The sequence below is a fragment of the Streptomyces sp. RP5T genome, assembly GCF_003933965.1.
Lineage (GTDB): Bacteria > Actinomycetota > Actinomycetes > Streptomycetales > Streptomycetaceae > Streptomyces.
The window spans coordinates 1-8258 of the sequence record NZ_RSAJ01000374.1 but is presented as its reverse complement, the minus strand read 5'-3'; the positions used below and the strand labels follow the sequence as shown (position 1 = coordinate 8258).

At 70.9% G+C, this 8258-nt stretch carries 7 protein-coding genes; 3 read left to right on the top strand and 4 right to left on the bottom strand.

Annotated features, from left to right (window positions below):
* Positions 1-886: C4-dicarboxylate ABC transporter (locus tag EHS43_RS30250; protein ID WP_125193896.1), on the top strand; the 886-nt coding region annotated here is incomplete at its 5' end.
* Here the strand turns inward: EHS43_RS30250 and EHS43_RS30245 are convergent.
* The 4 genes from EHS43_RS30245 to EHS43_RS30230 all read right to left on the bottom strand — a co-directional run bounded on the left by EHS43_RS30245 (position 798) and on the right by EHS43_RS30230 (position 6040).
* A complete protein-coding gene (locus EHS43_RS30245) occupies positions 798-1514 on the bottom strand; it encodes a helical backbone metal receptor (protein ID WP_125193895.1) in 717 nt (238 codons plus the stop codon). The genes EHS43_RS30250 and EHS43_RS30245 overlap by 89 nt on opposite strands.
* Positions 1511-2080: a helix-turn-helix domain-containing protein gene (locus EHS43_RS30240; protein ID WP_125193894.1), complete on the bottom strand. Its 570-nt coding sequence runs from the start codon at positions 2078-2080 to the stop codon at positions 1511-1513. Before EHS43_RS30240 ends, EHS43_RS30245 begins: the two co-directional genes overlap by 4 nt.
* A 293-nt stretch (positions 2081-2373) precedes the next feature.
* Positions 2374-4983, bottom strand: a complete 2610-nt coding sequence (locus tag EHS43_RS30235) for an ABC transporter permease/substrate binding protein (protein ID WP_125193893.1) — start codon at positions 4981-4983, stop codon at positions 2374-2376.
* The gene (locus EHS43_RS30230) at positions 4976-6040 is read right to left on the bottom strand and encodes a glycine betaine/L-proline ABC transporter ATP-binding protein (protein WP_125193892.1); all 1065 of its coding nucleotides are present in this window, start codon (positions 6038-6040) and stop codon (positions 4976-4978) included. Before EHS43_RS30230 ends, EHS43_RS30235 begins: the two co-directional genes overlap by 8 nt.
* Positions 6041-6278: 238 nt before the next feature.
* Here EHS43_RS30230 and EHS43_RS30225 point away from each other — a divergent pair, with 238 nt between their 5' ends.
* Together EHS43_RS30225 and EHS43_RS30220 are read left to right on the top strand one after the other, a co-directional pair.
* Positions 6279-7208: a 5'-3' exonuclease gene (locus tag EHS43_RS30225; RefSeq protein WP_260470780.1), complete on the top strand. Its 930-nt coding sequence runs from the start codon at positions 6279-6281 to the stop codon at positions 7206-7208.
* A gap of 93 nt (positions 7209-7301) precedes the next feature.
* Positions 7302-8147: a siderophore-interacting protein gene (locus tag EHS43_RS30220; protein WP_125193891.1), complete on the top strand. Its 846-nt coding sequence runs from the start codon at positions 7302-7304 to the stop codon at positions 8145-8147.
* Positions 8148-8258 lie beyond the last annotated feature (111 nt).

Here is an 8258-nt window from a genome sequence, read left to right as displayed (position 1 = left end):
CTTCTACGGCTGCCTCGCCATGGCCCTGCTGGCGGTGGGCGGCGGCGCCCTCACCGTCGGCAGGTACTGGATCGGCACGACGGCCGCGGTCGCCCTCGACGCCGTGCTGTTCACCGCCGGCACGGCCGTGGGACTCGCGGCCGCCGCTGTCGTGCCGTACCTCATGGCCGTACGGCAGAAGGCCGAGCCGCGGCAGGCCACGCCCGTGTGGCTGCTGCCCCTCGTCGCGCCCATGGTCTCCGCCGCCCTCGGGCCGCTCCTCGTGCCGTATCTCCCCGCGGGTCAGCCGCGCGAGACCCTGCTGCTCGGCTGCTTCGCGCTGTTCGGGCTCAGCCTTCTCGCCACCCTGCTGATGCTGCCGCTGGTCTTCACCCGGATCGTCACCGGCGGCCCGCTTCCCCTCGCCCTCACCCCGACCCTCTTCCTGGTGCTCGGCCCGCTCGGCCAGTCCACCACCGCGGTCGGCAAGTTCGCGGACGTCGCCCCCGGTGTCGTCCCGGCCCCCTACAGCGGGGGCTTCGGCGTCCTCGCGGTCCTGTACGGGGTGCCCGTGACGGGGTTCGCGCTGCTGTGGCTGGGGCTGGCGACCGCGCATGTGGTGCGTGCCCACCGGGACGGGATGCGGTTCACGATGACCTGGTGGGCGTTCACCTTCCCGGTCGGCACCTGCGTCACGGGCGCCGAGGCGCTGGCCCGGCACACCGGGCTCGTCGTCTACGACTGGCTCGCCACGGGGCTGTACGTCGCCCTCGTCGCCGCCTGGACCACCGCCGCCGTGCACACCGCGCGCGGGCTCGTCAGCGGAGCGCTGCTCGCAGGGCCTCGCCCAGTGCCCGTGGCGCTTCGGCCAGCGACGGCCCGTACCACGTCAGGTGCCGTCCGCTGACCAGGGCGCAGGGCAGGCCGGGGAAGGCCTCCGGGCCGTCGTCGGGGGTGAAGCGGTACGGCTCGTCGGGCAGGACGACCAGGTCCGGGGCCGCCGCCCGCAGCTCCTCCAGGGGGACCTTCGGATAGCGGTCCTCGTGGGCGGTGTACAGATGGTCCACGCCGAGGCGGGAGAGCACGTCGCCCGCGAAGGTGTCCCGGCCCAGCACCATCCACGGCCTGCGCCAGATGGGCACGACCGCCCTCACGCGGGGCTCGCGCGCAGGGAGCGCCGACCAGGCCTGCTCGGCCTCGTCCAGCCAGCGCGGCCGTACGGCACCGCACGCCTCGACGACCCGGGCCAGCTCCCGGAATGCCTGCGGGACCTCACGCACCTCGGTGACCAGGACCTCCAGGCCCGCCGCACGCAGGGCTTCGAGATCCGGCGCGCGGTTCTCCTCCTCGTTGGCGATCACCAGGTCGGGGGCGAGGGCGATGATCCGGTCGACCTTCGGGTTCTTGGTGCCGCCGATCCGGGGGACGTCCAGGCCGGCCGGGTGGGTGCACCAGTCGGTGGCGCCGACGAGGGCGCCGGGTGCCGAGCGGGCGATCGCCTCGGTCAGCGAGGGGACCAGGGAGACGACCCTCACGGCCGGGGCCGGTCCTGGACCGCCTCGATGTGTTCGGCCACGGCGACGACGACCACGCGGGTGTCGGCCACGGTGGCCCGCCAGCGGTGGCGCACCCCGCCGGTGAGGTACAGGGTGTCTCCGCGGCCCAGCCGGTACGCGCGCCCCTCGGCCTCGACGTCCACCGCGCCGTCGGCGACGTACAGCAACTGGTCGTTGCGGTACTGCAGTTCACGGCCCGCGTCATGGTCGCCGGTGAATTCCTGGGCGTGCATCTGGTGGTGACCGCGCACCAGGGAGCGCATCCGGGGCCCGAAGTCCGGCTCCGCGCTCTCGGCGTGCACGACGTCGACGCTGCACGCGGGGTCGGCGGCGGCGAGGAGTTCGACGGCCGTGGTGCGCAGGGCGTCGGCGACCTTCTCCAGGGAGCTCTGGCTGGGGCGGGCGCGTTCGTTCTCGATCTGGCTCAGGAAGGGGACCGAGAGGCCGCTGCGCTCGGCGACGACGGCGAGGGTGAGCTCCAGGGCGCGGCGCCGGCGGCGCACGGCCGCGCCGACCCGAAGGGGCTGTTCTTTGTGGTCGCCCATGGCTCCGGCTCCCTCCTCCGCTCGTCGGTCCTGTGACCCGTCCCCTGATGAGTTGTCTGCACCCTACGCATGTTCGGCAAACCGTTTCACGCGGCCGTCACACAGAGGTCATACGGCGTGCGACCGTACCTCACGATTCGCGCCAGCCGAACGGCCCCCTGGGAACAGCCAGGGGGCCGGATTTCGGTCACCCGTCTGTCACGGGCCGCCCAAGTCCCCTCGTCGGCATCCGAGTTCGGGCGATGGCGTAGCTCTATGTGGTTGGCCGGATCCTTACCGTGCTCCCGGAGCGGTTATGACGGTGTCATCCGCCCGACCATCTCCGGGTGCTTCTCCAGCCAGGCGGCGACCGCCTGCTCCTCGTGACCCTGGCCGTACTTGTTGATCTCGCTCTCCAGGGTACCGAGCTCGTCCTCGCTCATATGGAATCCCTTGATCCAGCGGGTGAGCCGGGGGTACTGCTCGGGGAAGTCCTCGTGGGCGATGGTGCGGATCGTGTTGCCCTCGCCGAAGAGCTTCTTGTCGTCCTTCAGTTTGGTCAGGTCGTACTGGCTGTACGCCCAGTGCGGGGACCACAGGACGACGGCGACGGGCTGCTTCCTGGCGTAGGCGCGCTTGAGCTCGGCCAGCATCGCGGGCGTGGAGCCGTCGACGACCTCGTACTCCTTGTCGAGGCCGTAGCCCGGCAGGACCTTGTTCTTGAGGAGGTTCATCTCGCCGGTGCCCGGTTCGATACCGATGATCTTCCCGTCGAAGAGGTCCGCCTTGCCCTTGAGGTCCTCGTAGGACTTCACCCCCTTCACGTACGACGGCACGGCGACCTCCAGCGACGTCGGCTGGTACCAGGTGCCGAGGTCGGCGAGGCTGTCCTTGCTCTGGTCCCAGTAGTTCTTCTGGGCGTACGGCAGCCAGGCGTCGAAGTTGAGGTCCAGGTCGCCGGAGGCGAGTCCGGTGTAGACCGGGCCGACGTCCATCTGCTTGAGGTTCAGCTGGTAGCCGCGCTTCTCCAGGACGTTCTTCCACAGATACGTGACGGCGATGTCCTCGTCCCAGGGGAACCAGGCCACGTTCACCGGGCGCTTCGTCTCCGCCGCGGCCTTCTGGACGGGGGCCAGCTTGTCGACCAGGCCGGGGTGCCGCTTCAGCCAGGTGCGGACGGCGTCCTGCTGCCTGCCCTTGCCGGCCTTGTTGATCTCGGCCTCCAGGCTGGTGAGCTGCTTCTCGTCCAGCTCGAAGTTCTTCAGCCACTGCCCGACGACCGGGTTCTCCTCGGCGAAGCCCTTGCGGGCCACCGTGTGGATGCCGTCGCCCGAGCCGAAGGCGCCCTTGGGGTCCTTGAGCTTCTTCAGGTCGTAGTCGTTGTACGCCCAGTGCGGCGACCAGAGCGGGACGACGATGGGGGCCTTCTGGGCGTACGCCCGCTTCAGTTCGGCCAGCATCGCGGGCGTGGAGCTGTCGACGACCTCGTACTCCTTGTCGAGGCCGTACGCCTTCAGGACCTTGCTCTTGAGCAGGGCCGTCTCACCGGCGCTGGACTCGATGCCGGTGATCCTGCCGCCGAACCGCGCGCCCTTGCCCTTGAGGTCGGCCAGGGAGTCGACGTCCTTCATATACGACGGGACGGTCAGCTCCAGGGACGTCTTGTCGTACCAGGCGCCGAGGTCGTCGAGCTTGCTGCCGTACTTCTTCCAGTACTGCTCGTGGGTCGTGGGCAGCCAGGCGCCGGTCATGAAGTCGGCGTTGCCGGAGGCGACGGAGGTGTAGAGGGGGCCCGCGTCGAACTGCTTGGCGTCGACCCGGTAGCCGCGTTCCTCCAGGATCTCCTTCCAGAGGAACGTGGAGGCGACCCCGTCGTCCCAGGGGACGTAGCCGATGCTGATCTTCTTGCCCTGGCCGACGTCCTTGCTGCCGGCGACGGCCGTGGCCTCGTCGGAGCCGCCGCCGAAGACACCCATGCCGCCCGCAACGAGGGCGAGCACGACGACGCCGATCACGGCGATCTGGGGGCGGGGGCGGTAGGACCAGATCTTCAGCCCGCCCTGGGACGCGCGGGCCTTGGCGGCGGCGCGGCGGCCCAGCGGGGAGACCTGGGTGCCGAGGGCGCCGGTCATGCGGTCCAGGTAGATCGCGAGGATCACGATGGCGACGCCGGCCTCGGACCCGAGGCCCACGTTGAGCTGGCCGATGGCCTCGTTGACGTCGCCGCCGAGGCCGCCGGTGCCGACCATGCCGGCGATCGCGGCCATGGACAGGCCGAGCATGATGACCTGGTTGACACCGGCCATCACGGTGGGCAGGGCCAGGGGCAGCTGGACCCTCAGGAGGGTGTCGCGCGGGGTGGTGCCGAACGCCTCGGCCGCCTCGACGAGTTCCTTGTCGACCTGGCGGATGCCGAGCTCGGTCATCCGGACGCCGGGGGCGAGCGCGAAGATCAGGGTGGCCACGATGCCGGCGGAGGCGCCGGTGCCGAAGAACAGGATCGCCGGGATGAGGTAGATCATCGCGGGCAGCGTCTGCATGAAGTCCAGCACGGGGCGCACCAGGCCGCTGACCCGGTTCGAGCGGGCCGCCCAGATGCCCACGGGTACGGCTATCACCAGCGCGATGATCGTGGCGACGAGGACCAGCGAGAGGGTCGTCATCGCGTCCTCCCACAGGTCGAGGGAGTCGATGAAGGCGAATCCCGCGAAGGTGAGGACGCCGGCCAGGGTGCCGCGCAGCCAGAACGCGATCACCGCGAAGATGCCCGCGAGCAGCAGCGGATGGGGCGCCTGGAGGACGGCGTCGATACCGTCGTAGGTGCCGGTGAAGACGGTCTTGAAGAAGTCGAAGAGCCAGGCCACGTGGTCGAGCAGCCAGTCGACGGTGTCGTTGACCCAGTCGCCGAGCGGGATCCTAGGCATGGGCGGCCTCCGCCCGGGGGGCCTCCGCGTCGCCGAGGAAGGCGATCAGGCGCTCCTGCGGGACCACGCCGACGAGCTTGCGCCGGGCGTCGAGGACGGCCACCGGGTGGCTCGACCGGGCGCTCAGCACGCACAGTTCGGTGAACGGCGTGTCGGGTGTCGCGGTCTCGCAGTCGGACTCGCAGCCGCAGTCGGCCTCGGCGCCGCTCACGTCCGTGTCCATGACGGCGGAGGCGGTCAGGACCCGGGAACGGTCGACGTCCTTGGTGAAGGAGGCGACGTAGTCGTCGGCGGGCCGCACGAGGATGTCCTCGGCGCTGCCGGTCTGGACGATCCGGCCGTCGCGCATCACGGCGATCCGGTCACCGAGCCGCATGGCCTCGTTGAGGTCGTGGGTGATGAACACGATGGTCTTCTTCAGGGACTTCTGGAGCTGCAGGAGCTGGTCCTGCATGTCCCGGCGGATCAGCGGGTCGAGCGCGCTGAAGGACTCGTCCATGAGGAGCAGGTCGGCGTCGGTCGCGAGCGCGCGGGCCAGGCCCACGCGCTGCTGCATGCCGCCGGAGAGTTCGTCGGGCCAGGACTTCTCCCAGCCGCCCAGGCCGCACAGCTCCAGGGCCTCGGTGGCCCGCTCGACGCGCTCGGCCTTGGGGACGCCCTGGACGGCGAGGCCGTAGGCGGCGTTCTCCAGGACGCTGCGGTGCGGGAAGAGCGCGAAGTGCTGGAAGACCATGCTGATCTTCTGGGCGCGTACGGCGCGCAGCTCGCGGTCGGTGAGGGCGGTGAGGTCCTGGCCGTCGAAGCGGACATGGCCCGCGGTCGGCTCCAGGAGGCCGTTGAGCATGCGCAGCAGGGTGGACTTGCCGGAGCCGGACAGGCCCATGACGACGAAGATCTGGCCGGGGTCCACGGTGAAGGACGCGTCGATCACCGCCGCCGTGGTGCCCTCGGCGCGCAGTCCCTCCCGGTCGGCGCCCTCGCGCAGTCTCTCGACCGCCTCGCGGGGCCGTCTGCCGAAGACCTTGTACAGCTGCTCTGCCTCAAGCCGTGATGACACGCGTACCTCTTGCCTCTTGACCACTGGACGGGAGACGAAGGGCCGCGAACAGTTGAAGGTGCAACCTGCCTCGCTCCGAGGCGGCGCCTGCCCAAGAGCGTTTGGGCCAAACACATCCGTGTCCCCGATCACAGGACGCTCACACCGCCGCACGGGTCGGCGCACACGGCCGCACGGGGCGGCGCACACCGCCGCACGGGTCCGAGGTCGACGGCCGTTGTCGGTGCCGTACGGCATGATGCGAGGCGTGACCGGACGACTGATGCTCCTCGACACCGCCTCGCTCTACTTCCGTGCCTACTTCGGCGTACCGGAGTCGGTGAAGGCCCCGGACGGCACGCCGGTGAACGCCGTGCGCGGTCTCCTCGAATTCATCGACCGCCTGGTCAGGGACCACCACCCCGACCTGCTCGTGGCCTGCATGGACGCGGACTGGCGGCCCCAGTGGCGGGTCGACCTCATCCCCTCCTACAAGGCGCACCGCGTCGCCGAGGAGCACGAGAGCGGTCCGGACGAGGAGGAGGTGCCGGACACCCTGTCGCCGCAGGTGCCGGTCATCGAGGCCGTCCTGGACGCGCTGGGCATCGCGCGCGTGGGGGTCGCCGGCTACGAGGCGGACGACGTGATCGGCACGTTCACCGCGCGGGCGACGGGCCCGGTAGACATCGTCACCGGCGACCGCGACCTGTACCAGCTGGTGGACGACAGGCGTCAGGTGCGGGTGCTGTATCCGCTCAAGGGCGTCGGCACGCTCCAGCTGACCGACGAGGCGTGGCTGCGCGAGAAGTACGGCGTCGACGGCCGTGGGTACGCGGATCTGGCGCTGCTGCGCGGCGACCCGAGCGACGGCCTGCCGGGCGTGCCCGGGATCGGCGAGAAGACGGCGGCCAAGCTGCTCGCCGAGTTCGGGGACCTGGCGGGGATCATGGCCGCGGTCGACGACCCGAAGGCGAAGCTCACGCCGTCGCAGCGCAAGCGGCTGGACGAGTCGCGGCCCTACGTCGCCGTGGCGCCGAAGGTCGTGCGGGTGGCCGGTGACGTCCCGCTGCCGAACGTGGAGACCGCGGTTCCGCGCGCGCCGCGCGATCCGGCGGTGCTGGAGAAGCTGGCGGAGCGATGGGGGCTGGGTGGATCATTGCAGCGACTGGTGACGACGCTCGGCGCGTAAATATTGCCCTCGCTTTCCCCGAGTGGCCTGCCGTTGCCAGGGGGGCCGATGCTAACTTAGGTAAGCCTAAGCAGAGGGAACTGGGAGGCCGCCATGGCAGAAGGACCGGGACGCAAGCCGCGGAAGGCCCACTCCGCGCAAGTGATCCGCACCGAACGCCTCACCCCGCACATGCAGCGCGTGGTGCTCGGCGGCGACGGACTCGCCGAGTTCGCGGCGGACACCTGCACCGACCACTACGTCAAGATCCTCTTCCCCGCCGAGGGCGTGACCTACCCCGAGCCCTTCGACATGCAGCGGATCCGCGAGGAGTTCCCGCGCGAGCAGTGGCCCGTGACCCGCACGTACACGGTGCGGCACTGGGATCCCGAGCACCGCGAGCTCAGCCTCGACTTCGTGATCCACGGCGACGAGGGCCTGGCCGGCCCCTGGGCGGTGCGGGTGCGGCCCGGCGAGACCGTGCGCTTCATGGGCCCGGGCGGCGCCTACGCCCCGGCCCTCGACGCCGACTGGCATCTGCTCGCCGGGGACGAGAGCGCGCTGCCCGCCATCGCCCGCTCCCTGGAGTCCCTGCCCGACGGCGCCCGGGCGCACGCCTTCATCGAGGTGTCCGGGCCCGAGGAGGAGCAGAAGATCGACTCCGACGTGGAGGTCGTCTGGCTGCACCGCGGCTCCCGCCCGGTCGGGGAGGCCCTGGTGGAGGCCGTTCGCGCGCTGGAGTTCCCGGAGGGCCGGCTGTGCGCGTTCGTGCACGGCGAGGCGCACTTCGTGAAGCAGCTGCGCCATCTGCTGAGGGTCGAGCGCGCGGTCCCGCGCGAGGACCTGTCGATCTCCGGCTACTGGCGCCTCGGCCACAACGAGGACGGCTGGCAGGCCTCGAAGCGGGACTGGAACGCCCGCATCGAGGCGGAGCAGGAGGGGACGGCGCCCGCCGCGTAGGCACGCGTCCCGGCCCTACGCCCACGGGAGGGGGCGGCACCTTCACAGGTGCCGCCCCCTCTCGTCGGTCCCCCCACCGCCGCCGCACACGATGTACGGCGTACCGCACAC

What these genes read in the sequence shown, in the direction of transcription:
- EHS43_RS30240 (WP_125193894.1), bottom strand. Translation starts at nt 2,080, where the DNA reads ATGGGCGACCACAAAGAACAGCCCCTTCGGGTCGGCGCGGCCGTGCGC.
- EHS43_RS30235 (WP_125193893.1), bottom strand. Translation starts at nt 4,983, where the DNA reads ATGCCTAGGATCCCGCTCGGCGACTGGGTCAACGACACCGTCGACTGG.
- EHS43_RS30225 (WP_260470780.1), top strand. Translation starts at nt 6,279, where the DNA reads ATGCGAGGCGTGACCGGACGACTGATGCTCCTCGACACCGCCTCGCTC.
- EHS43_RS30220 (WP_125193891.1), top strand. Translation starts at nt 7,302, where the DNA reads ATGGCAGAAGGACCGGGACGCAAGCCGCGGAAGGCCCACTCCGCGCAA.